Raw genomic sequence first — 22717 nt, forward strand, 5'->3', positions numbered from 1 at the left:
TGCCGGCCCGCCGTCCCGGGCCGGATGCCACGCTCTGTCTCAGACCGGGCGGCGCCACCGTCCCGCCCGTGCCACCGCGACGAGTTCCGGGACCGTCGCCAGCTTGACCCGGGGACGCCCCGTCTCCCGGCCCCGCGCCCGCTCGGTGCGGTCGATGGCCGCGAGACCGCGCGCGTCGACGAGACCCGTGCTGCGGCTCCGTACCAGCTTGCGGAAGGCCTGCGGGGTGCCCGTGGGGGAGGGCAGTGCGCCCGCGACCGCGTCCGCGAGCAGTGTCCCGACCGTCTCCTCCGCGCACGCCCGGTTCGCCCCGATGCCCCCGGTGGGCCCCCGCTTGATCCAGCCGACGACATAGCCGCCGGGCAGTCCGGTCACCCGTCCGGCCTCGTGGGGCACGGTCCCGCCGGCCTCGTCGAACGGCAGGCCGGTCAGCCGGATGCCGCGGTAGCCGATCGCCCGGACCAGCAGGCCGGCTCCGATCTCCGTGCCGGCCGGCGAGCCTTCCTCCGTCACCCGGACCGCCCGCACCCGCTCCGCGCCGATCGCCTCGACCGGAGCCGAGTGGAAGCGCAGGACGATCCGTCGCCGGTCCGGCGCCGGCTCCCGCGTCCAGTCCACCGTCTCGCGGGGCACGTCCCGCAGGAGCGCGGCCTTGTCGCCGGGCGCTGCCGTGTCGATGGTCTCACCGGTGCGCGGGTCCCGGTCGTCGACGAGCAGCTCGACCCCCGGCAGGTGCTTCAGTGCGAGCAGTTCGGACGAGGTGTACGCCGCGTGCTCGGGGCCCCGGCGGCCGAGCAGCACCACCTCGCGCACCCGCGTGCCGCGCAGCGCGGCGAGGGCGTGGTCGGCGATGTCGGTGGCGGCGAGGGAGCCGGGGTCCGTGACGAGGACGCGGGCGACGTCGAGCGCGACGTTGCCGTTGCCCACGACCACCACCCGCCCGGCCGGCGGGTCGACCGCGTCCGGGCCGGTCTCCGGGTGGGCGTTGTACCAGGAGACGACCGAGGTCGCGGAGACGCTGCCCGGCAGGTCCTCGCCGGGGATGCCGAGCCGGCGGTCGGCGGGCGCGCCCACCGCGTAGACCACCGCGTCGTGGTGCGCGGCGAGTTCCTCGACGGTGACGTCCCGGCCTATCTCCACGCCCAGCCGCAGCCGGACGCGGGGGTGGGCGTGGAAGCGGGCGAACGTCTCCCCTGCGCCCTTGGTCGCCGGGTGGTCCGGGGCCACGCCGTAGCGGACGAGGCCGCCGGCCACCGGCAGCCGGTCGATCAGCGTGACCTCGGCGTTGGTGTGCAGGAGCAGGTCCTCGGCGGCGTACATGCCCGCGGGGCCCGTGCCGACGACGGCGATCCGCAGCGGGGCGAAGTCGGAGGGCAGGGACCGGCGGAAGGCCGGTTCGCCCCAGCTGTGGAAGGTGGGCGAGGCCACGGCCGGCGGGGACGTGCGGTCGGCGTAGTACTCCGCGTTGACCGCTTCGTACTCCCGCAGACGACCCGTGAGCCGGTCCGCCGGGAAGATCGCGTCGACCGGGCAGGCGTCGGCGCAGGCCCCGCAGTCGATGCAGGACCCCGGGTCGATGTAGAGCATCTCCGTGGTCCCGAAGTCCGGTTCCTCCGGCGTCGGATGGATGCAGTTGACCGGACAGACGGCGACGCACGTCGCGTCGTTGCAGCAGGTCTGGGTGATGGCGTAGGTCATGTCGTCGACTCGACTCTGGTGCGGGAGACGGGGCGGGGTCAGGTGGGGTGGAGGCCGGACGCGGCGGGGCTCAGACGAGGTGGGCGCGCCGGTAGAAGAAGAGCGCGGGTCGGGTGAGCATCCCCACGTCGGCCAGGAAGTCCATGAGGCCGGAGCAACTGGCGCGCAGCTGCGCCTTGTAGTGCTCGTTGGCGGCGGCTTCGCGACGGGCCCGCTCCGGGTCGAGCCCGGCCCGCACGTACACCTCCGGGTTCACCAGGCTGGTGATGATGTAGTACGCGGCGATGGCCACCACGAGGGCCTGGAAGTGCCGGCGCGCCCGGCTCGCGCGGGCCAGATGGCGGCGCGTCTCGTCCCGGGCGAACTTCATGTGCCGGGATTCCTCGACGACATGGATGTTGTTGATGGTGCGGACGAAGGGGACGACCCGCTCGTCGCGCATCCAGTCGCGCTGCATGACGTCGAGGACCTCCTCGGCGACGAGGATGCCGGCGTACGCGGCTTCGCCGAACCCGACGGTCTTCATGAAGCGGCCGAGCTCCAGCACGGCCCGCTTGGGCCGGTAGGCGGGGGCGCCGAGCTTCTGGGAGCCCCGGGCGAACATGATCGAGTGCCGGCACTCGTCGGCGATCTCGGTGAGGGCCCACTGGAAGCGGGGGTCGGTGTGGTCCATGAGGTAGATGTCGCGGAGCACCATCTGCTGGAGGATCATCTCGAACCAGATGCCGGTGCTGGCGACCGAGGCGGACTCCTGCCGGGTCAGCTCCTTGCGCTGCTCCTCGGTCATCTCGTGCCAGTAGGCGGTGTTGTAGAGGGAGTTCCACTCGGGGCTCTGCCCGTGGAAGTCCTTGTCGAGGGGCGTGTCCCAGTCGACCTCGACGACGGGGTCGTACGACAGCTTCGCGGCGGACACGAGCAGTCGCGCGGCGATGTCGTGGCCTTCGTTGTCCGGGCGGACGGTGCTGCTTGCCATGGGGCGGCTCCTCGGTTCGCGTGGGCTGTTCGGACGCTTGTTAGACAGCGCGTCTAGCAAGCTTGTTAGACGGAACGTATAGCAAGCGGGCCGGGCGGGCCTACCCCCCGGTACGGACTTTCTTCCACGGGAGTTACCCCGGGTACGCAAACGGGGCCGGAGCCAAGGCGGCTCCGGCCCCGTTCCCGGGTCGGGAAGGACTAGAAGGTCAGGTTCCAGGCGTCGATCTTGCCCGTGTCCTGGCTCGCGTTGTCGTTCACGCGGAGCTTCCAGACGCCGTTGGCGACCTCCGCCGAGGCGTTGACCGTGTACGTCTGCGCGATGTTGTCCGTACCGCTGCCGGTCCGGTTGTGGAGCGTGTACACGGTGCCGTCCGGGGCGACCAGGTCGACCTTCAGGTCACCGATGTAGGTGTGCTTGATGTCCACGCCGACCTTGAGGGTCGCCGGGGCGTTGCCCGTCACGCCGCTGACCGTGATCGGGCTCTCGATCGTCGCGTTGTCGGCGATCGTGACGTCGGCCAGGTTCTCGAAGTACGCGCCGGGGGGCGGGGTGGAGCCGCCGACCGCCTTCAGGGCGTCGACCGCGCCTTCGCCGAAGAAGCCGTTCTTCGTCGAGGTGCCGGTGCAGCGGGCGTCCGAGGGGCAGGCCCGGTCGGTCGCCTGGACACCGAGCTGGTCCCGGATCTGCGCCGGCGTGAAGGTCGGGTTGACGCTCGCGATCAGCGCCGCGACGCCCGCCACGTGCGGGGAGGCCATCGACGTGCCGTTCATGTTGCCGTACTTGCCGCCCGGGAGCGTCGAGTAGACACCGGAGGCACCGTCGCCGCCGGGGGCGGCGATGTCGATGATGCCGTTGCCGAAGTTCGAGTACGAGGCCTTGGCGCCGCCGTTGCCCTGCGCGGCGACGGTGACGACGCCCGGGAGCTCCGTCGGGATGTCGATGCAGGCGTTGGTGATCGTGCGGGTGACCGGCGTCGAGTCGTTGGGGGACTCCGAGTCGGTCGTCTTGTTCGCCAGGTCGTAGTTGGAGTTGCCGGCGGCGGCCACCTGGAGCGAGCCCTTGCCCTCGGCGTACGCCTGGGCACGGCGGACGCCCTCGATGATGGCGGCCTGGTCCACGTTGTCCGGGCAGTTGAACGCCCACGGGTCCGTGTAGTAGCTGTTGTTGGTGACCTTGAAGCCGTGGTCACCGGCCCACATGAAGCCGCAGATCGTGTTCTCCGCGAAGAACAGGCTGCTGGTCGGCTCCGCGATGCGGACCGAGGAGATCTTCACGCCCGGCGCGACGCCGATGACGCCCTTGCCGTTCTTCGCCGCGGCGATCGTGCCCGCGACATGCGTGCCGTGGGTGCCGACGTCACGCCAGGCCCCGGCGCGGGTGTCCGCCTTGCCGTAGGCGCAGGACGCCGAGTCGGCGGCGTTGAAGTTGGGCGCGATGTCCTGGTGCTGGTCGTCCACGCCGGTGTCGAGGACGCCGACCTTGACCGACGCCGAACCGGTGGTGACGGCCCAGGCCTGGTCGGCCTTGATCTGGGTCATGTCCCAGCGGTTGGACTCGTTCAGCGTCGTCGCGGACTGCGACGGGTTCGCGGGGAGCGCCGGGTTGTAGGCGTCGGCCGGGACGTCGGACGTCCGGGTCGCGCCGACCTGCTGGACGCCGGCGACCGTGCGCATCGACGAGGCGAACGACGTGGACGTCGAGTGCGCCACGATCACGCCGATCGCGTCGTAGGTCGCGAAGACCGAACCGCCCTTGGTCGCGACGGAGCCGCTGACGGCGGAGGTGCCGCCCGGCGCGGTGATCACCAGGTAGGCGCGGGTGCCCGCGGCCCACGCCGCGGGTGCCGCGGCGGCCTTGGTGACGTTCGTGTTGGTGGTGGCCTGGTTCGCCCCCGCCGAAGCGCCCGCGACGGGCGCGGTGTCCGACGTTGCTGCCTGGGCGAATCCGGCGGGAGCGGCGAGCGCCACGGTCGTACCGAGCGCCGCCACGGCGACGGCCGAGACTCTCAGCCGGCTGGATATCTGGGAAAACAATGCGTCCTCCGATGACCCGGTGACGCGGGTGGCGCCGACCGGGCCCTGTGATGTGTGGGGTGGACGCAAGATCCCAGACTCCGGGAACGGAAGGAAGCATTCTGTCCGAGAAGCCTGTTCGCGTTACGCACTGTTGACCTGGCGCCGCCGGGAAGGCGCAAGAATCCGCCGTCCTGTCCTGTTCGTTCTCCGGAGCTCCCCGTCCGTTCTTCGGTGCTCTCCGGAGCCGTACGGGGCGGGCGGCGCTGCCCGCCCCATACGGGGTACTTGACCCGGGTGGTCCCTACTTCAGGTACGGGCCCGGGGCGCCGATCCTGCCGGTGCCGTTCAGGACGTACACACGCAGGTTGCCCTTGCCCGGCGCGCCGACCGACAGCGTTCCGTTGGAGACGGTCCGCACGTCACCGGTGACGGCGTCGGTGTACGTGCCGTTGGGGATGCCCGTGTAGGTGGCGCCGCCCGAGATGGTGACCAGGGCGAAGCTGTCCGTCGAGCCGCTGGTGTAGCGGCGCTTGAAGGCCATGCCGCCCTGGATGCCCTCGGTGGAGTACTGGCCCATCTGGAGCGCGGGGATCGCCCGGCGGATCTGGTTGAGCCGCTGCACGTGCTGGGCCAGGGGCTGCTGGAGCGTCGTGGCCACGGCGCCGGAGGCCGAGGAGACCTGGGAGAAGTCGGAGGTCGTGACCGAGCCGGCGACGTGGTCGCCGAAGTAGGCGCGGCCGGTGGTGGCGAGCGGGCAGGACGGCCCGCAGTCGATCTTCTTCCCCTTCTGGAACTCGATCTCCGATCCGTAGTACAGCGTCGGAATGCCGCGGAAGGTCCACATCAGCGACATGTTCTCGGCCCAGGCGTCGGTGCCGCCCGTGTAGCGCTCGCTCGACTTGTTGGGGCCGTAGTCGTGGCTGTCGACGTAGACGACGTTATAGGTGGCGTCGTTGTAACTGTCGTCCGAGTCCTTGCCGTTGGAGAAGGCGTTGTAGGCGTCACCGAAGTTCATGTGCATGCGCATGTCGATGACGTTCATGCCGGAGAAGCGGCTGTGGTCGGGGGCGTGGTAGGTGTTCCCGTTCAGGAAGGCGTTGGTGGAGGTGGGCTGGCTGCCCGTGCCCTGCTGCTGCTCGTAGTCGTACATCTCCAGGGCGGCCTTGGTGTCGTCGGCGTCGTACTCCTGCCCGCCGACGGACCGGATCGTCCCTCCGAACGGCTGGAGCCGACCCGCCGGATGTCCACACTCCACCGTCGTCGCGCCACCGCGTACCCTGCCGGACGTACTGTCGGCGGCAGGCGATCACCGTACAAGAGCGTGAACGCGCCGGTGCGGGTGCCGACACGGATCGCCGAGAGGCCTGAACGGAGTAGACGAGTGCAAGGCGGGACGCCGGTGATCCGGGTAGTGGTGGTGGACGACGAGGCCCTGGTGCGGTCCGGTTTCCAGATGATCCTCAACGCGTCCGACGGCATCGAGGTCGTCGCGACCGCGGAGGGGGCGCAGGCGGCCGACGTCATCCGACGCGAGAGGCCGGACGTCGTACTCCTCGACATCCGCATGCCGGACGTGGACGGCCTGACCGTCCTGCGGAAGATCCAGGAACTGCCCGAACCGCCGCACGTGGCCATGCTGACCACCTTCGACACCGACGAGTACATCCTCACCGCGCTGCGGTCGGGTGCCGCCGGCTTCCTGCTCAAGGACACCGAGCCCGAGCAGCTCGCCCAGCTCGTGCGCACCCTGGCCGCAGGCGGGGTGGTGATGTCCCCGAAAGCCTCACGCGCGCTGCTGCGCGGTCACCCCGGGGCGGGAGCACCCCAGGACGCGGAGGTGGCACGCGTGAACCTGCTCAGCGAACGGGAGCGCGCCGTCCTCGTCCTGGTCGCGGAAGGACTGTCCAACGCCGAGATCGGCACCCGTATCCATCTGAGCGCGGGCACCGTCAAGGACCACGTCAGCTCGATCCTGAACAAACTGCGGGTCGCCGGCCGTGTCCAGGCCGCACTGCTCGCCGAGCGCGCCGGACTGCTCGGCAGGAACGGCGACAACCCGTCGCGGGACAACGGGCGATGAGCACGGGCCGGGCGGTGTGGGGCCACGTACCCCCCTGGGCCGTCGACGGGGGTCTCGTCGTCCTCGCCGTGCTCGACGCCTGGGTCAACCTCTACGGCGAGGGGACCCCTCTCGTCTGGGCCTGCGTGGCCCTCGGCAGCACGGCATTGTTGCTGCGCAGGCGCTTCCCGCTTGCCGTCTTCCTGCTCACCCTGCCCATGACCTTGTTCATGGACGTCGCGGTCGCGCCGATCACCGCCCTGTACACACTGGCCGCGTCCACCCGCAACCGACCGATGCTGGCCGGCTGTGCCCTGCTCAGCGCGGGGGTGGACACCCTCGTCTGGCCGTTGTCCGACGCGTTCGACGGCGACCGGACCTGGACCCTCGTCCAGTTCGTCTACACGCTGGCCACGGCCGTCGCCCCCGTGCTGTTCGGCCAGCTCGTGCAGGCCAGGCACGACGTGGCGCGCCAGCTCGTCGAGGTCGAGGAGGCCCGGGAACACGAACGGGCCCTGTACGCCCAGACCGTCCTCGCCCGCGAACGCGCCCAGCTGGCCCGCGAGATGCACGACGTCGTCTCCCACCAGGTCAGCCTCATCGCCGTCCAGGCCGGAGCCCTCCAGGTCGCAGCCAAGGACCCTGACGCCCGCGAGGCCGCCCGCACCATCCGCACCCTGAGCGCGAACACCCTCGACGAACTCCGCCACATGGTCACGCTGCTCCGCGCCTCCGGCGGCAAGGCAACCGAACTCACCCCCCAGCCCACCCTCGCCGACCTCCGGCAGCTCATCGCCAACAGCGGCATCGAGACCACCCTGACCGGAGAGCTTCCTCCCGGCATCAGCACCACCGCCCAGCGCACCGTCTACCGCACGGTCCAGGAAGCCCTCACCAACGTGCGCAAGCACGCTCCCGGAGCCCGTGCCGAGGTGCGCCTGTGGCACGACGCGCACCAATTCGGCGTCACCGTCTCCAACACCGCCCCCACCCGCCCGACCGTCGCCCTGCCCAGCGCACGCCACGGCCTCATCGGCCTGAAGGAACGCGCCGAACTCCTCGACGGCACCCTCATCGCCGAATCCACCCCACAGGGCGGCTACACGATCGAACTACGAGCCCCCACCCGGTCCGACTGAGCCGGCCGCACAAGCAGCCCGCGAGGCGTGTCGGCAACAGGTCGCCCCTCCGGGTGGAGGCCGTGGCACCTGCCGGGGCCGCAGGCACCGTGCCTGCGGCCCCGCTCGGGGGGAGGGTCAGGACGGGTCGCCGTACTGGAGGCCGCGTCCGTTGGTGCCGACGTAGACGCGGCCGTAGGTGTCGGGGTCGCCGGTGACGACGCCGACGCCTCCGATGGCGCCCCACTGGTGGGCGTCGTCGTTGACGCGGAGCCAGCTGGCGCCCTTGTCGGTGGAGCGGAAGACTCCGGTGACGTCCTTGACGGTACCGATCAGATAGAGGGCCTGGTAGGAGGCGCCGGGTGCGGCCTTGCCGAAGCCGAGGGCAGACGCGGACCGCACCGTGGTGAGCGTGGTGAAGGTGCGGCCGCCGTCGGTGGAGTGCAGCAGCCCCTTGGCGCTGTCGGCGATCCACAGGTCTCCGGCGACGCCGGGGACGGCCGTGAGCCGGCCGGCGGGCAGATTCGTGGCGCGGGCGGTGAAGGTCGCGCCGCCGTCGGTGCTGGCGTGGAGCGTGCCGCCGGACAGCGAGTAGAAGGTCCTGGCCGAGGAGCGGTCGGCGACGACGACGGCGCCGGTGCCGAGGCCGCCGACCTTGGACCAGCTCGCACCCTTGTCGGTCGAGCGGTACGGGGCCTGGCCGTCCTGGGTCCAGACGATGGCGGAGCCGTCCGCCGCGAGCGCGACATGCCCGTCCTGGGCTCCGGCCACCGGCTCCGCCTTGAAGCCGGTCCAGTTGCTTCCGCCGTCGGTGGAGTAGGCACCGTCCTGCGCGCCGCCCCGGCCGACACGGACCATCATCGAGGGGTTGGCCTGGGCGAAGTCGATGTCGGTGCTGTTGGTCATCATCGGGTTGTTCAGCCGCCCGGCGGGCACCTTGGTCAGGTCGTCATGGCGGAATCCGCCCTGGTCGCCCATGGCGGTGATGACGGTGGCGCCGCCGGGCGGGGCGATCGCGTCCATCAGCGCGGTCTCCTCAAGACCTCGGGCGCCCATGCTCCAGTGGCTGGTGCCTCCGCTGTCCGAGGCGTTGGCGTCCTTGCTGCGCAGGATGCCGTTGCCGGTGCCGTACAGCACGTGCCCGGAGTTGAAGGGGTCGATGGCCAGGGCGGTCATCCAGTGCCCGGTGTGGGTACCGACGTACGGAGCGGCGGAGGCATCCCGTACCGATTTCCCGGCCAGTGCCTTCCAGGTCGTGCCGCCGTCGGTGGTGCGGTAGATCTCGTCCTCGGGCCACCAGCGGCCGAGGGTGGTGACCATCACCGTGGACGGCTTCTGCGGGTCGACGGACAGGCCGGAGAACCCGTAGGCGCCCTGGGACGGGGAGATGTTCTTCCACGCCCCGCCGGCCGGCGTGTGCTTCCACACCGAGCCCGCCGTCACGCCGTTGGGTCCGAGTGCGTTGGTGTATGTCAGGTACAGCGAGCCGTCACCGGAGAGCACGCCGTGCTGCGGCAGCTGTCCGGTGGGCTGTCCGGGGACGGCCTGCCAGGTGGTTCCGCCATCGGTGGAGCGGTACAGGGAGGTGGACTTGTCGGCGACGCCGACGTAGATCGTCCTGCTGCCGGCCGGACCGTACGTCACGAAGGAGATGCCCGCGCCGCTGCTCGCTCCGTCCTTGACGGGGAACGAGGTGACCTGCCTCCATGTCGTGCCGTGGTCGGTGCTGCGCCACAGGCCGTTCTTACGGGTGCCGAGCAGCAGGGTGCGGTTGTCCGAGGGGTCGATCACGAGCCGCTCGCCGGCCCCGCGGCCGTCCTCGTTGCCGCCCAGTTTGAAGGGGAGTTCGGTGCGCTGGAAGGTGCGGCCCCGGTCGGTGGAGCGCAGGATCGCGCCGTTGCCGGCCCACTCGTTGGTGTAGGTGCCGGCTGCGAGGTAGAGCCGGTCGGGTGCGACGGGGTCGGTGGCCACCGCGTCGATGCCCAGCAGGTTCCAGTCCTTCTCACCGAGCCAGTCGGTCAGCGGGATCCACTGCTCGGCCGCGCTGTCCCAGCGGTAGGCGCCGCCCATGTCGGTACGCGCGTACAGCAGCCCCTTCTCCCGTGGGTTGAACACCAGCCCGGTGACGTAACCGCCGCCGACCACCTGGGCGTTGTTCCACACGTACGGTCCGTTCCCGGTGGCCGGGGCCTCGGCCGTCTTCACCAGCTTCCACTGCTGGTTGGTGCTGCCATGGCCGGGATACTGGATGACTGCCGCGCCGTCGGCCGTGGAACCTCTGGATACGTCCAGGACCTGGCCGCTCCTGCGGGAGGTGAAGGTGACGGCGCCGGAACCGCTCACCTCGTCGATCCGCCACTCCTGGGAGGCGGAGGAGCTGTCGGTCTGCTGCTCGGCGGCGGCCGCCTGTGCGGTCGAATCGCCGGCTATGCCCAGCACCTTGCCGCTGTTGCGGTTCACCAGCTCGTAGTAGCCGTCGCCGGTGGACCGCAGCCGCCACTGCTGGTTGGCGGTGTTCTGGTCGGTCCACTGCTGGATGCGGGTGCCGTCGGCGGTGGAGAAGGCGTTGACGTCCAGGGCCTTGCCGCTGCGCACGGAGAGCAGCCGGTAGTAGGCGTGGGCGTCGACCGTCGCGGCCTGCGAGTCCTCCTGGGTGAACAGGAGGTACGGGACGACGGCGGCGGGCACACCGAGCAGCAGGGCGGTGGCACTCCAGCGACGACGGTGACGCCCGCGGCGCGCGCCGTTCGTGGGGTTGTTCATGGGGGGTGTTCTCCTTGTGGAACCGTGGATCGGGCGGGTCAGCGCTGCAGGGTGAGGACGCCCGGCCGGTACGGCAGTCGGTCGTAGGGGCCACCCGCGGTGCGGGACTTGCCCTGGTAGAGGAACTGCAGGTTGCAGGGGTCGACGGTCATGGTCTGGTCCGGGTTGCTGCGGACCAGGTCACCGTGGCTGATGTCGTCGGTCCAGGTGGCTCCGCTGTTGGCCTTGCCCGCGAAGGGGTTGTTCTCGGTCGCGGCCTGCGGCGTCCACGAGCCGTTGAGGCTGGTGGCCGTGAACGAGCGGAAGTAGCGCCGCTCGCTCGCGCCCCGCGCCTCGACGATCATGAGGTACTGGTTCTGGCCCTTGACCTTGTAGACCTGGGGCGCCTCGAAGAGGTTCTTCTCCGTGTCGCTCATGATCGTCGTGTACGACGAGCCGAAGCTGCCCGGGAAGTTCCCGATCGGCATGCTCGCCCGGTAGATCTTGCCGTTGTCACCGGCGAAGAACAGGTACATGTTCTTCTCGTCAGCGATCAGGGTCTGGTCGATCGGTCCGGTGCCGGATTCGGTGCGGGGGATGCTGCCGGTGAACAGCGGCTGCGGCGTGGACCAGCTGTTGGGGTTGGTGGGGTCGCTGGACGTGCGGTAACTGAAGGGCGACGCACCCCACTGGTATGCGAGCACCCAGATCTTCTTCGGCGCGAAGTAGAAGAGCGTGGGTGCCACCGCGTTCTGGCTCATCTTCGTCTGGCCGGCCGACGCCATGTCCGACCAGTTCACGAAGGGGCTGAACGCCATCGAGCCGTACGAGGTTCCCGACGCGCTCGACGCGTAGACCAGGTGCTTGCCGCCCAGCATGACGTGGGTGAAGTCCTTCACCGCGGCCCATCCGTTCGCCGGCTGGGCGAGGGCGCCCGTCGAGGTCCACTTGTACGTCGAGGGAAGAGCACACGCGCCGCTGCCCGTCGCGGAGGGGGCGGTCCACTTCTGGTTGCCGACCGACGCGCAGGTGTACAGCTGGATCGTGGTGCCGCTTGCGGTGGCCGCGCCGACGGCGTCGAGGCACAGCCCGGACTGGACGCCGGTGATCGTGCCGTCGGTGTTGATGTTCCACTGCTGGTTGGCGCCGCCGTTGCAGTCCCAGATGATCACCGGGGTGCCGTTGGCGGTGCCCTTGCCCTTGGCGTCCAGGCACTTGTTGCCCTGGACCTGCAGCTGCTTGGCGGCGGTGTGGGTCCAGCGTTGGCCGGCCTGTCCGCCGCAGTCCCACAGGTGCGCCCGGGTGCCGTTGGCCGGGGCGGAGCCGGGGATGTCGATACAGCGGCCGGAGGCTACGCCCTTGATCTCCCCGGTACGGTCGGTCGGCTTGGGCGGCGTGGTGCCGGAGCCGGACGTGAGAGCTTTCATGACGGCGGTGTAGGCGGGCTTGGGCTTGCCGTTCCGGTCGAACAGCAGGGGACTTTCGCCGCTCCGCCAGGAGTCGCTGTCACGGACGCCCCACACGGTGATGCCGGTGCACCGGGCCACGGACAGGCAGGTGCTGACCGTGTTCGCGTAGTGGGTGGGTGAAGCCTGGGCGATGTCCAGCTCGGTGATCTGGACGTCGGCGCCCAGGGAGGCGAAGGCGGCCAGGGTGGTCCTGAAGCTCGCCGGTGGGCCGCCCGCGCCGAAGTGGCTCTGGAACCCGACGCAGTCGATGGGCACGCCGCGGGACTTGAAGTCCTTCACCATGCGGTAGACGCCCTGGGTCTTGGCGTCCGACCAGTTCTCGATGTTGTAGTCGTTGTAGCAGAGCTTGGCCGAGGGGTCGGCCGCGCGGGCGGTGCGGAACGCTTCCTCGATGAAGCCGTCGCCCAGCACCTTCTGGAAGACCGAGTCGCGGAGCCGGCCGCTGCCGCCGTCGGCGAACGCCTCGTTGACCACGTCCCAGGCGTAGATCTTGCCCTTGTAGTGAGTCAGCTGGGTGGTGATGTGGTGGTTCATCACGCCGCGCAGCGTCTTCGCGTCGCGGAGGGAGCCCACCCAGGAGGGAAGCTGCGAGTGCCAGACCGTGGTGTGGCCGCGGACGCGCTGACCGCGTGCCAGGGCACGGTCGACGATCCGGTCCGCGGGACCGAAGTCGAAACGGCCGCGGGACGGCTCGACGGCGTCCCACTTCATCTCGTTCTCCGGGGTGATCATGTTGAACTCCCGGTCGGCGATGGCGGTGTACGCCGAGTCGCCGAGCCGGCCCGCGGCCACAGCCGTGCCGAAGTACCGGCCCGAGGGGGCCGCCTCGGTACCCAGGGCCGCAGCTCCGGCGGAGTTGGGGAGGAGCGTCAGGGCACCGGCGACCACCGCTGCGGCCGACAGTCCCGCCGCCCAGGTCCGGCGACGGCGGCGGAGCCGGTGCAGGCCCTTCATGCCTTTCCTCGCGGGTCGCGGTTCAGGTGGGTGCGCTGCGTCATGGGAGGCCTCTCTTCAGGGGGATACGCCAGTGGGGGAAGGTCACCCCTGAAGTGGAGGCTGTCGAACTCGCGGTCGCGTAACAGAAAAGTCGCGCCGTCCGGAAGTTCGCTCAGTGACGCATGTCGCACGCAGAAAGCGTTATGCCGAGCCCCGTGGTTCGGCCGTCCCCGCGGAGTCGGTGCGAGGCACCCGACTCCCTGCCTGGTGGGAAACGGCATGGCGCAGGAGCGACTCTCAGGACCAGGTCCTGCGCACGATGAAGGAAGCCTGCCCGGCGAAGGTCCGTGTTCCGTCGGAGCCGTCGAGCCAGATACCTCCGTCACGGTGGCGGAGGACGGAGCCGGGATAGTTGTGCGCGTGCAGGGTCACCGACCCCGCGACCGACCCGGGGCGCGGACAGAAGGTCGCGTCTTCACGGAACAGATCGCTGCCGTCGTCGGCGCTCAGCCGCAGCCGGAGGTAGTAGTGGCGAAGATACCGGCCGTCCGCTGCGCGGAAGGTGACGCACCGTGTGTCGGCCAGCCCCGCGATGACCGTGAAGGTGCCCCGGCTCCGGGTCTGCGCGCCGCTGGACGCGGAGACCCGGCCGAGCGTCGCGTGGTCGCCGGCATAGGTGACGAACAGGCCGGGTTCGTCCACGGACTCCAGCGACCGCGCGCCGAGCGGAACAGTGGCTGCTGCGGCGGACGGACTCACGGGCGACGGTTCGTCCGACGTCGTGGCGCGTGACGGGCCCGGTGAGGCGGTGCCCGCCGTGGGGGCGGCGATGACGGCGGGCACTCGAGGCGCCGGTTCGGGCCAGGTCGCGTAGACGGCGGTTCCGGCGATGAGCACCGCGCCGGTGGCGAGGCTCACCAGCGGGTGAGCGGTGACCCCCGCGAGCTTGCCGCTCAGCGCGACGGGCAGGCCACCTCCCCCCGCCGCGGTGCCGACAGCGACGTGTGCCGCGACCGGCCCGGCGGCGATCGCGGCGGTACCCGACAGCAGGCCCTTGGCGGCGAGCGCGGAGATCAGTCCGGCCGGGACGGCCAGCGTCGCGAGGCCGAGGGGGAGCAGTTCGACCGGAACCCGTTCGGTCGTCGGCGCCGTGCAGACCGGGCAGTCACGGGTGTGCCGCGCCATGCGCTTGCGCCACACCGATGCGTGCAGGCCGTCCCAGCCGACGACGGCCTCGTCCAACTGCGGACAGCGCGGGTCGGCCTCCAGCGCGGCGACGATCGTCCTGCACAGTTCCAGCTGCTCGCGCATGCGTTGCAGGCGTACTCCGACGTGGGCGACCGTGAGCCCCGTCGCGGCGGCGATGTCGTCACGGCTCAGCGAACCGGCGCATTCCTGCCACCAGAGCGACAGCAGCACCCGATGATCCGGATCGAGCCACCGGCTGGCTTCGACGACGCGACGGCGCTCGTCCGAGACATGCAGCCGCAGGATCGCCGTGTCCACGGGCTCCGCGCCGGCGTCCGGTATCCGGTGCGCCTCGTCGATGACCGCGGTCCGTTCGGCGAAGGCGTGCTTCCGGTGCAGGTGGGTGTTGATCTGGCGGAGCGTGATCGACACGAGCCAGGACCGGAAGCTCTCCGGGGCGCGTACGGCGGGCAGGTCGCGCACCACACGCAGCAGGGTCTCCTGGACGACGTCGTCGACGTCGGCATGGCCGCTCAGCGCTCGCCCGACGATGTTGTAGACGAGCGGCAGGTACGCGGCGATCAGCTCCTCGCGCGCCCGGTCGTCACCGGCCTGCGCCGCGACGACCAGTCCCGCGTGGTCCACATCAATGAGCTCCATTCCCACCTTCTCCAGGGGAGCGATCCGCCCAGTACGGCGGCATACCTTAGCGTCGGCAAAGGTATACGCCCAACGCCTGTGCCTTGGGTGGACGGGCCGGCCCGCGTCGACGTGGAGGGCCGGGTACCGCCTGTGCGTTCGGGCGGCAGGCGATCCGTGGGAGTGTCGTGTCACGTGACGGCGGGGGGATCTCGTGCGCGCCTCGGGCCAGGTCGGGTTCAGGGGGGTGTGAGGGTGTCGAGCCGGGCGGCGAGGTCGGGGTGGGCGGCGGCCAGGTGGGGGCGGGTGGCGGCCAGGGGGGCGATGAGGTCGGTGGGGTCGTCGTGGGCGAGGGCCGCGTGGAGCCTGTTGAGCGGGCGGCGGGCGGCGGCGGGGAGGTCGGTGAGGCCGGTGATCTGTCCGGCGAGGCGACGCAGGTCGGCGGCGTGGGTGCGTGCCCAGGTGGCGGTGGTGCGTTCGGCGGCCCGGGCCTGGCGGGTGGCCGTGACGCGTTGCTCGCCCGTGGCCCCGGCGGGCCCGGGGCGGCCGCGCAGGTAGCGGCGTTCGGCTGCCTGGCGACTGGCGACGCCGAGGGGATGGGCAAGGTCCGCCCAGCTGGCCCCCGCGTCGCGGGCCGTTTCGATCAGGCCGGATTCCCATCCGGCGAGCTGCTCGCGCACCTGCCGCAGCAGCATCAGGGAGGCCAGCGCCTGCTCCGGGCCCGGACCGGGGCCTTCGGTCGGGTCCGGAGAATCTCGCTGGGCGTCGCGCAGGGCGTCGTCTATGACGTTGAGAGCCGCCGCGGCGGCGAGGAACGACGCCGGGCTGTGGGCGTTCGTGCTGGTCATGGGCGGTTGGCCGGCTGCGGTCACGGGCGCCTCCCCGGGGTTGTCATCGTGTCGATGACATCGTGGTTGTCATCCATTGGATGACATGTTACAACGGTGTCAGTGCAGCGCATTGGCAGCAACTGCCTGAACCTGCTGGAGGTGTTCTCACGATGTTGATGCGCACTGACCCCTTCCGCGAGCTGGACCGGCTGACGCAGCAGCTGATGGGCCCGGGCACCTGGTCCCGCCCGTCGGCGATGCCGATGGACGCCTACCGCGAGGGCGACGAGTACGTGGTGGCATTCGACCTTCCCGGCGTCAGCGCCGACGCGATCGATATCGATGTCGAGCGGAACATGCTCACCGTCAAGGCCGAGCGCCGGCCGGTGGCGAGGGCCGCCGATGCCGGGCAGATGGAGCTGTCCGAGCGGCCGCTAGGCGTCTTCTCCCGCCAGATCGCGCTCTCCGACACCCTCGACACCGAGCACATCCAGGCCGACTACGACGCGGGCGTCCTGACCCTGCGCATCCCGATCGCCGAGCGCGCAAAGCCCCGCAAGATCTCCATCGGCGTGGGCTCCGGCCGCAAGGGGATCTCCGGCTGACACCGGCCGGACGTGTGCGGAGGACGGGTACCCGATCTCCCCCCTCACCCCGCCCTCCGCACCCTGCGGGCAGCCCGAAGAGGAGGAGGTGGCAGGCGAGATGACACTGCGCCGCGAAGCGTTTCTCGAGCACGTGAAGGAACGCGGCGAATACCGCACCGCGGAGGAAACCGAGCGCGCGGCCCGCGTGGTGCTCGCCCTGCTCGGCGCGCATCTGATAGGCGACGTCCGCGCCCATCTCGCGGCCCGCCTGCCGGAGGGCTTCGCCCTGATCCTGCTCAACCCGCTGCAGAGCGCCGAGCCACTACCCCCGCAGCGGTTCGTCCGGGCGGCCGCCGCCTGGATCGAGGGCGCCACGGAGCAGACCGCTGCCTGGGATGTCAGCGCCGTGCTGTCCACCGTCGCCGACGCGGCCGACGATGACCTGCTGGGGCAGATCCTGCTCCAGCTCCCCGCGGGCTACGACCTCCTCTTCGGCCGCCCCCAGCCCACCTGACCATCGGTGATGCCGCACCCCCGGCACCACCCGCCCATCCTCGCTCCACGAAAGGCATGCACCGCAGTGATCTCCCACGCGCGCGTACCGCTCGAGCACCAGCAGCCGTACGGGACGGCGTATGAGCAGATGCTGGAGAAAGTCCGCTACGAAGGCGCCTACCCCACCCACGAGCGTGCCGACCAGGCCGTCCGCCTGGTCCTCGCAGGCCTGGGGCGCCAGCTGACCGGCGACGAACGCGTCGATCTCGCCGCCTGTCTGCCCTTGGAGGCCGCCCGCGTCCTCACCTCGCAGATCCCCGACACCCAGCCCCTGACCGGCTGGGCCTTCGTCAAGGACCTCGCCGCCCGCACCGGCACCTCCCTGGCTACCACCCGCTGGGACACGGGATCCGTCTTCTCCGCCGTCGCCGCCCACGCCGGCCCCGACCTCATCACCCGAATCCTGGACCAACTCCCCACCGGTTACGCCCTGTTGTTCGGTCGCGCCGAACTCACCTCGGCCGCCTGAACGGAGAGGTGTGTACGCGGGGCGGGCGCGACGAACGGCGACGAGCGGCGGGGTCGCGCTCAGCGACGTGTGGGGCGACCGCGTCGACGCCGGGACGGGCGTACCGCTCCAGGGAGCGGACGGAGGCGCGACGAGAGCGGTCGGCGGGTGACCACCGTGGCCGCTTCGGCGGAGAGGTCGCGGGCCGTGGCGGGCCCGGCCGTCCGCCGAGCCCGCGGCTCCGGCTCCGGTGCGGAGCCGGAGCCGGAGCCGGAGCCGTGTCACATCGTCAGCGCTGCAGCGTCAGCAGTCCCGGCCGGTAGGCCCACTGGCCGTAGTCACCACCGGAGTTGGGATCACGGCCCTGGTAGAGGAACCGCAGGTTGCAGGGGTCGATCGTGAAGGTCTGGTCGGCGCCGGCGCGGATCAGCTCGCCGTGGCTGATGTCGTTGGTCCAGGTGGCTCCGCTGTTGGCCTTGCCGGCGAAGGGGTTGTTCTCGGTCGCGGCCTGCGGCGTCCACGAGCCGTTGAGGCTGGTGGCCGTGAACGAGCGGAAGTAGCGCCGCTCGCTCGCGCCCCGCGCCTCGACGATCATGAGGTACTGGTTCTGGCCCTTGACCTTGTAGACCTGGGGCGCCTCGAAGAGGTTCTTCTCCGTGTCGCTCATGATCGTCGTGTACGACGAGCCGAAGCTGCCCGGGAAGTTCCCGATCGGCATGCTCGCCCGGTAGATCTTGCCGTTGTCACCGGCGAAGAACAGGTACATGTTCGTCCCGTCGCCGATGAGCGTCTGGTCGATGGGGCCCGTTCCCGAGCCGGCGATGCTTCCGGAGAAGAGCTCCTGCTCCGCCGACCATCCGTTCGGGTTGGTGGGGTCGGTCGACGTCCGGTAGGAGAACGCGGTCCTGCCCCACTGGTAGGCGAGCACCCAGATGTTCTTCGGCGCGAAATAGAAGAGCGTGGGCGCGACGACGCCGTTCGACATGGTGTTCTGGCCGGTGGAGGCCATCTGCGACCAGTCGGTGAACGGGGTGAAGTTCATCGAGCCCCAGCCCACTCCCGTCCCCGTGGTGCCGTGGGTCGTCGCGTAGACGAGGTGCTTGCCGTTGTGGGGAGCGACGGTGAAGTCCTTGAGCGAGGCCCATCCGGCCTTGGGCTGCGCCAGCGCGCCCGTCGACGACCAGCGGTACGTCGAGGGAAGCGCACAGGTGCCGGGGGTGCCGCCGGCGACCTTGACGAGCTGCCACTGCTGGTTGGCGCCGCCCCAGTCGTCGTACTGGACGACGTTCGCGTTGTCGGCGGTGGAGGCGCCCTGGACCTCGAGGGCCTTGCCGCTGTGGCGGGCGACGAGCCTGATGTGGCCGTCCGCGCTGTCGGCGAGCCGCCACTGCTGGTTGGTGCCGTTCGCATCGGTCCACTGGACGATCGCGGCGCCGTTGGCCGCGGAGCTGCTCTGGACGTCCAGGACCTTGCCGGAGTGGCGGGACTTGACGCGGTAGTAGCCGTCGCCGGAGGCGACGAATTGCCACTGCTGCTGGTTCTGGTCGTTCCTGGTCCACTGGGTGATGCGGGCGCCGTCGCCGGTGGCCAGGTTGTAGACGTCCAGTGCCTTGCCGCTGTTGCGGTTGACCAGCACGTACCAGGCGTTGGTGTCGACGGTCGCCGCGGCGGCGGGCGGGGCGGTGACGAGAGTGGCACCGAGCAGCAGGGACGCCAGGACCGCGAGGACGAGGCCCAGGATCAGGGGTGGATGACGACGTGTCATCGGAGTCGCTCCTTCAGGGGAGGGCGGTGGGGGTCTGTGGGGGCGGTGTAGGGGTGGAGACGGCCGCACATGCCGAAGAGCGGAGCCTTCGGGCGGTCCAGCCGCGACACCGCGCCCTGGTCGAGGTGGGAGAGGTCTCCGGCCTTCAGCCGCTCCAGCTGACGGCCGGTTTCGTGGGCCGCCGCCAGCGCGCCGTCGCGCCAGCGGACGTCCCACGCGTCCAGGAGTGCGCTTTTCAGCCGGTGAGCCGCGGCGTGGAACTCCCGCAGCCCTCCGTCGCGGCGCAGGGCCAGGAAGCCTTCGAGCGCCAGGTCACGGCGGCGGCGCGCCGCCGCGGCGTGGTCGCCGCTGAGGACGGCCGCCCTCCGGTAGGCGTCGAGATCGGCCAGCACGGGGGCGGGGAAGGTGAAGACGGCGTCGCCGGCCTCGGGCAGGCCGCTGTTCTGCATGAGGACCACGAGACGCAGGTCTCCGGCGTTGACGAGACGGTGGATCGTTCCCGGCGTGAACCCGACGACGTCGCCGGGGCGCAGCGGCGTGTCGTCGAAACCGGAGGTGGTGAGGGTCTGGACGCTGCCCGCCCCGCCGATCACGACGTACGCCTCGGAGCAGACGAGGTGCATGTGGGGGGTGCCGCCGCACAGCCCGTCGGCGCCCTCCGACTCGTACACGGTCAGATCGGAGAGTCCCACGCCGCCGGGGAGCGGTGTCACCACGGGTGCTCCTCGACGTACCGGGTCAGGCGCGCGAGGTCCCACGCGCCGTCGGCCACGACGATCCGGTAGCGGCGCGCCAAGGTGTCGCCCGGGGCGAGGGGTACCTCCTTGTCGAACGCCAGGGACGGATTGACGGCGGGGATGGGCTCGCTGCGGACGAACCACTGGCAGGGGTTGTCCGGGTCGTCCAGGAACAGCAGGGTGGAGGAGCGGTCGACCTCGTCGTGCGCGCCGACGAAGGCCAGCCAGTCACCCTGCTCGCCCATGCCGGGGCCGATCACGTCGCCGCCGGTGAACGCGCGCGGACCACGCCAGAACAGGCCGGAGTATCCGGCGAGTTCCCTGCCCTGGGTGCCGGGGCTGCCGAACACGAGCTCGGCGTCGTGGACGTTGGTGAGCGCCGTGGTGACCTCCAGGGCCCAGGAGCCGTCCTCGACGTCGCACACCGTCAGGGTGCGGCGTTCGCCGATCCAGTGCTCCCCCGCCGCCGTGTGCCAGGCCAGGTCCTCGCTGATCACGGCGCGGCCCTGGCCCGTCTCGGCGGACAGGGTGAGGCTGCGCATCGTGCCGAGGTTGGGCAGGTCGACGTAGCCCTGGCCGCGCAGGTAGGTGCCGCCGCCCCAGAAGTTCTGGCCCGACACCCATGACGCCGTGAACTGGACGCCCTTGTGCCAGCGGTGGTCGTGCGGCCGGTATCCGGTGACCACGTCTCCGGCGAGCGTGCGTACCGGATGCAGATAGGGTTTCGGCGCCTCGAAGGGGTCCATGACCGGTCGGTGCACGTACCGGAAGAGCTCGGTGCCCCGCGCCCGTACGGTCAACGCGTCCTCGTCCCGCTGGAGTTCGAGCGTCATCGGAACACCTCCGGGCGTCCTCCGTGGAGCGCGCCGTAGAACGGGTCGCTCGCGTCGATCTCGCCGCGCACGACCGGCCGGCCGGTGACCGCGGCCTTGTACAGGGCGGTGACCAGTTCCATGGTGGGCCTGCCGAGGTCGGGGCGGATCCCGGCCTCGTACCCGTCCAGGAACTCCGCGAGCTGGGCGGTGTGCGAGCTGGGCTGGTCGTCCGGCGGCTCCCACTTCACCCCGGGGTTCCTGCCGGTGAACGTCCAGTCCGCGTTGGAGTAGCCGTAGAGGTGCCGCAGTTCGACCGTGGCGTCGGTGAGGTCGAAGCGCAGGTAGCTCTCCTCGCGTGGGGAGAGGACGCTGTTGACGACCGTCGCGATGGCTCCGTTCTCGAAACGGACCAGGGCCGTGGAGACGTCCTCCGTCTCGACGTCACGGTCGAGGCGCCCGGCCATGGCGCGTACCTCGGCCCAGGGCCCGAGCACCGCGAGCATCAGGTCCATCTGATGGATGCCGTGGCCGAGGGTCGGGCCGCCGCCCTCGCTCCGCCAGGTGCCCCGCCACGGCACGTCGTAGTAGGCGTCGTCGCGGTACCAGGTCGTGACGCACTGGGCGACCAGCGGGCGGCCCAGGGTCCCGGCGGCAATCAGCTCGCGCAGGTACCGGGCGCCGGAGCCGTACCGGTGCTGGAACACCGCACCCGCGGCGGCCGTCCCCTCGGCGGCGCGGATCCGGTCGAGCTCGGCCAGCGACAGCGCCACCGGCTTCTCGCACCAGACCCACGCCTCCGCGTTCAGGCAGGCCACGGCCTGTTCGGCGTGGAGGAAGGGAGGCGTGCACAGGTGCACGACGTCCGGGCGCTCCTCCCGGAGCATCGTGTGCAGGTCGGTGTGGACGGCGGGGATGCCGTGCTCGGCCGCGAAGGCCTCCGCGCGCACGGCGTCCACGTCGACGGCGGCCACGATCTCGGCCCGGTGCGCCTGGGCCCGCAAGGCGGGCACGTGGCAGATGCCCGCGATCCCGCCCGTCCCGACGATCGCCGTCCTGATCATCCGCCCAGCACCTTCCTGATGGCGTGGTAGGCGGGCTTGGGCTGGAGGTTCTCGTCGTAGGGCAGCGCGGCTCCCTCGTTCGGGAAGACCCCGGGGATCCACGAGTACTTGTCCGTGTAGTCCCAGATGGTGACGCCGACGCACCTCTTGACGTCCAGACAGGCCTTGACGTAGTCGGCGTACCAGGTGGCCTGGGTGGCGAGCTTCTCCGGGGTCGCGGGGAGTTCCATCCGGATGTCGAGCTCCGTGACCGCGACGTCGACCCCGAGGTCGGCGAAGCGCTGGATGTTCTCCTTGATGCCGGCGGGGTAGCCGTACTGGAGCGCCAGGTGGCCCTGGAGGCCGAAGCCCTCGATCGGGACGCCGTCGGCCTTCAGCTGCTTGATGAGCTCGTAGTAGGCGTCGCTCTTGGCGTTGATGCCGTCGACGTTGTAGTCGTTGAGGTAGAGCTTGGCGTGCGGGTCGGCCTCGTGGGCCCAGCGGAGGGCGTCGGCGATGTAGCCGGGGCCGAGCGTCTTGTAGAAGACCGACTCGCGGTAGGTGCCGTCCTCGTTGAAGGCCTCGTTGACGACGTCCCAGTGGATCACCTTGCCCTTGTAGTGCCGTGCCACCGTCTGGATGTGGTTCTTGAGGACGGGGCGCAGCTCCTCGGCGGTCCAGGTGCGCTCGGTGAGCCAGGCGGGGAGCTGGCTGTGCCAGACGAGCGTGTGGCCGCGGACCTTCTGGTGGTGGTCCTTGGCGAAGGCCATGACCTCGTCGCCGGCGGTGAAGTCGAAGACGCCCGGTTCGGGTTCGGTGGCATACCACTTCATGGCGTTGCCGGGGGTGGTCTGCCCGAACTCGCTGCCGAGGAGCTTCAGGTAGGCGGCGTCGGTGAACTCGGGGTTGTCGGTCGCCGAGCCGAAGTACTTGTGGTGCTTCTTGGCCAGCTCGCCGAGCGTGCGGGGGCGGGGCTCGGCGGTGGCGGGGGTGGCGGCGAGGCCGGCGGCGACGCAGACGGCCGCGGACAGGGCGATCAGGTGCCGGGACAGGGACCTGGGCTTGGACGTGACCTTGGGCATGGACATGGGTGACTCCTC

General features: G+C 70.8%; 17 protein-coding genes and 1 pseudogene. 5 read left to right on the top strand and 13 right to left on the bottom strand.

All coding sequences use genetic code 11. From position 1 onward, the window contains the following. Positions 1-39: 39 nt before the first annotated feature. From IE124_RS25455 to IE124_RS25470, 4 genes and pseudogenes are all read right to left on the bottom strand, one after another. On the bottom strand, positions 40-1698 hold the full coding sequence (locus IE124_RS25455) for an FAD-dependent oxidoreductase (RefSeq protein WP_189510629.1): 1659 nt from the start codon (positions 1696-1698) through the stop codon (positions 40-42). A 70-nt stretch (positions 1699-1768) separates the two neighbouring features. Further along, the gene (locus IE124_RS25460) at positions 1769-2671 is read right to left on the bottom strand and encodes an AurF N-oxygenase family protein (RefSeq protein WP_189510632.1); all 903 of its coding nucleotides are present in this window, start codon (positions 2669-2671) and stop codon (positions 1769-1771) included. A 200-nt stretch (positions 2672-2871) separates the two neighbouring features. Next, positions 2872-4707, bottom strand: a complete 1836-nt coding sequence (locus IE124_RS25465; protein ID WP_229832849.1) for a S8 family serine peptidase — start codon at positions 4705-4707, stop codon at positions 2872-2874. A gap of 283 nt (positions 4708-4990) precedes the next feature. Beyond that, a pseudogene (locus tag IE124_RS25470) lies at positions 4991-5878 on the bottom strand (alpha-amylase family protein); the annotation flags it as partial. A 210-nt stretch (positions 5879-6088) separates the two neighbouring features. Here IE124_RS25470 and IE124_RS25475 point away from each other — a divergent pair. Both IE124_RS25475 and IE124_RS25480 read left to right on the top strand, forming a co-directional pair. Continuing rightward, a complete protein-coding gene (locus tag IE124_RS25475; protein WP_189510634.1) occupies positions 6089-6769 on the top strand; it encodes a response regulator in 681 nt (226 codons plus the stop codon). Next, positions 6766-7887, top strand: coding sequence for a sensor histidine kinase (locus IE124_RS25480; RefSeq protein WP_189510637.1), 1122 nt, complete (start codon positions 6766-6768; stop codon positions 7885-7887). Before IE124_RS25475 ends, IE124_RS25480 begins: the two co-directional genes overlap by 4 nt. A gap of 117 nt (positions 7888-8004) precedes the next feature. On the opposite strand, the gene IE124_RS25485 is transcribed toward IE124_RS25480, so the two are convergent. The 4 genes from IE124_RS25485 to IE124_RS25500 form a co-directional block, all read right to left on the bottom strand. After that, positions 8005-10629, bottom strand: a complete 2625-nt coding sequence (locus tag IE124_RS25485) for an RICIN domain-containing protein (protein WP_189510640.1) — start codon at positions 10627-10629, stop codon at positions 8005-8007. A gap of 38 nt (positions 10630-10667) precedes the next feature. Continuing rightward, positions 10668-13031, bottom strand: a complete 2364-nt coding sequence (locus IE124_RS25490) for a non-reducing end alpha-L-arabinofuranosidase family hydrolase (protein ID WP_189510643.1) — start codon at positions 13029-13031, stop codon at positions 10668-10670. A gap of 279 nt (positions 13032-13310) precedes the next feature. After that, positions 13311-14861 (bottom strand): sigma-70 family RNA polymerase sigma factor, encoded by a 1551-nt coding sequence (locus IE124_RS25495; RefSeq protein WP_189510646.1) that lies wholly within the window; start codon positions 14859-14861, stop codon positions 13311-13313. A gap of 218 nt (positions 14862-15079) precedes the next feature. Further along, positions 15080-15712, bottom strand: coding sequence for a type III effector protein (locus IE124_RS25500; RefSeq protein ID WP_189510649.1), 633 nt, complete (start codon positions 15710-15712; stop codon positions 15080-15082). A gap of 128 nt (positions 15713-15840) precedes the next feature. On the opposite strand from IE124_RS25500, the gene IE124_RS25505 reads away from it, so the two are divergent. The 3 genes from IE124_RS25505 (at position 15841) to IE124_RS25515 (ending at position 17281) form a co-directional block, all read left to right on the top strand. Beyond that, positions 15841-16275, top strand: a complete 435-nt coding sequence (locus IE124_RS25505) for an Hsp20/alpha crystallin family protein (protein ID WP_189510652.1) — start codon at positions 15841-15843, stop codon at positions 16273-16275. Positions 16276-16375: 100 nt separating this feature from the next. Continuing rightward, positions 16376-16771, top strand: a complete 396-nt coding sequence (locus IE124_RS25510; RefSeq protein ID WP_189510655.1) for a DUF2267 domain-containing protein — start codon at positions 16376-16378, stop codon at positions 16769-16771. Between the two features lie 66 nt (positions 16772-16837). Next, positions 16838-17281, top strand: coding sequence for a DUF2267 domain-containing protein (locus IE124_RS25515; protein ID WP_189510658.1), 444 nt, complete (start codon positions 16838-16840; stop codon positions 17279-17281). Positions 17282-17549: 268 nt separating this feature from the next. Here IE124_RS25515 and IE124_RS25520 read toward each other — a convergent pair whose 3' ends face one another. The 5 genes from IE124_RS25520 to IE124_RS25540 are packed head-to-tail and all read right to left on the bottom strand — an operon-like array spanning position 17550 to position 22699. After that, entirely contained in the window at positions 17550-19025 is a 1476-nt protein-coding gene (locus IE124_RS25520) for a non-reducing end alpha-L-arabinofuranosidase family hydrolase (RefSeq protein ID WP_189510661.1), read from the bottom strand. Next, complete coding sequence (locus IE124_RS25525; protein WP_229832851.1) at positions 19022-19741, bottom strand: cupin domain-containing protein; 720 nt, start codon at positions 19739-19741, stop codon at positions 19022-19024. Before IE124_RS25525 ends, IE124_RS25520 begins: the two co-directional genes overlap by 4 nt. Further along, positions 19735-20595 (bottom strand): DUF6807 domain-containing protein, encoded by an 861-nt coding sequence (locus IE124_RS25530; RefSeq protein WP_189510663.1) that lies wholly within the window; start codon positions 20593-20595, stop codon positions 19735-19737. The genes IE124_RS25525 and IE124_RS25530 overlap by 7 nt, the downstream gene beginning before the upstream one ends. Next, positions 20592-21638: a Gfo/Idh/MocA family protein gene (locus IE124_RS25535; protein ID WP_189510666.1), complete on the bottom strand. Its 1047-nt coding sequence runs from the start codon at positions 21636-21638 to the stop codon at positions 20592-20594. Before IE124_RS25535 ends, IE124_RS25530 begins: the two co-directional genes overlap by 4 nt. Then, positions 21635-22699: an endo-1,4-beta-xylanase gene (locus IE124_RS25540; protein ID WP_189510808.1), complete on the bottom strand. Its 1065-nt coding sequence runs from the start codon at positions 22697-22699 to the stop codon at positions 21635-21637. The genes IE124_RS25535 and IE124_RS25540 overlap by 4 nt, the downstream gene beginning before the upstream one ends. Positions 22700-22717 lie beyond the last annotated feature (18 nt).

The sequence above is a fragment of the Streptomyces narbonensis genome (assembly GCF_014649015.1).
Lineage (GTDB): Bacteria > Actinomycetota > Actinomycetes > Streptomycetales > Streptomycetaceae > Streptomyces > Streptomyces narbonensis.

Coding starts and splice junctions, on each gene's coding strand:
- IE124_RS25455 (WP_189510629.1), bottom strand. CDS start 1,698: ATGACCTACGCCATCACCCAGACCTGCTGCAACGACGCGACGTGCGTC.
- IE124_RS25460 (WP_189510632.1), bottom strand. CDS start 2,671: ATGGCAAGCAGCACCGTCCGCCCGGACAACGAAGGCCACGACATCGCC.
- IE124_RS25480 (WP_189510637.1), top strand. CDS start 6,766: ATGAGCACGGGCCGGGCGGTGTGGGGCCACGTACCCCCCTGGGCCGTC.
- IE124_RS25485 (WP_189510640.1), bottom strand. CDS start 10,629: ATGAACAACCCCACGAACGGCGCGCGCCGCGGGCGTCACCGTCGTCGC.
- IE124_RS25490 (WP_189510643.1), bottom strand. CDS start 13,031: ATGAAGGGCCTGCACCGGCTCCGCCGCCGTCGCCGGACCTGGGCGGCG.
- IE124_RS25495 (WP_189510646.1), bottom strand. CDS start 14,861: ATGGAGCTCATTGATGTGGACCACGCGGGACTGGTCGTCGCGGCGCAG.
- IE124_RS25505 (WP_189510652.1), top strand. CDS start 15,841: ATGTTGATGCGCACTGACCCCTTCCGCGAGCTGGACCGGCTGACGCAG.
- IE124_RS25510 (WP_189510655.1), top strand. CDS start 16,376: ATGACACTGCGCCGCGAAGCGTTTCTCGAGCACGTGAAGGAACGCGGC.
- IE124_RS25520 (WP_189510661.1), bottom strand. CDS start 19,025: ATGACACGTCGTCATCCACCCCTGATCCTGGGCCTCGTCCTCGCGGTC.
- IE124_RS25530 (WP_189510663.1), bottom strand. CDS start 20,595: ATGACGCTCGAACTCCAGCGGGACGAGGACGCGTTGACCGTACGGGCG.
- IE124_RS25535 (WP_189510666.1), bottom strand. CDS start 21,638: ATGATCAGGACGGCGATCGTCGGGACGGGCGGGATCGCGGGCATCTGC.
- IE124_RS25540 (WP_189510808.1), bottom strand. CDS start 22,699: ATGCCCAAGGTCACGTCCAAGCCCAGGTCCCTGTCCCGGCACCTGATC.